The following is a 455-nucleotide window of genomic DNA, read 5'->3' as shown; positions in this document are numbered from 1 at the left end:
AATCGACCCACGCGCGATGCTGAACCGCCCAGCGGCAGGCGTCGGCAAGAGCGGCCGGAGCGGGTGCGAAGGTGCCCTCGGCGGTTGCGGCAGGCTCTGGCCTGCGGCTCGTGCCGGCCAGGCGGGCGGACAGATCGGCGGCGCGGTCGCGGAGCGAAGGGGCGGCGGTCTCGGTCTGCCACGCGGCCTTGAGGCAGACGGCCATGGCAGCGCCCCAGGTGCCGCCGTTGCGCTTCTGATGCTCGCGGGCGGCGAGGGTCGCGACGGTCATAATCGCGGCGCGGGCGAACTTGTGAGAGACGGCGAACGTCCCGCCGCGGCTGGAGCGGGTGGGGAGGGTGAGGGGGAGGGTTCGGGAGCGGGCATAGGACAAAACGAAGCCATGAGCGGCGAGCAGGCCGGTGATGACAGGATGTCCGGCGGGATTGAGTGACATCATAGAGTCCGAGTATGTG

At 70.8% G+C, this 455-nt stretch carries 1 pseudogene; it reads right to left on the bottom strand.

Going from position 1 to position 455, the window contains the following annotated elements:
• Window positions 1-436, bottom strand: a pseudogene (locus tag MKK52_RS17320) (hypothetical protein); the annotation flags it as partial.
• Between the last annotated feature and the right edge of the window lie 19 nt (window positions 437-455).

The sequence above is a fragment of the Methylobacterium sp. J-067 genome (assembly GCF_022829465.1).
In the GTDB taxonomy this organism is placed as follows: domain Bacteria; phylum Pseudomonadota; class Alphaproteobacteria; order Rhizobiales; family Beijerinckiaceae; genus Methylobacterium; species Methylobacterium litchii.
This window is presented reverse-complemented; position numbering and strand designations above follow the sequence as displayed.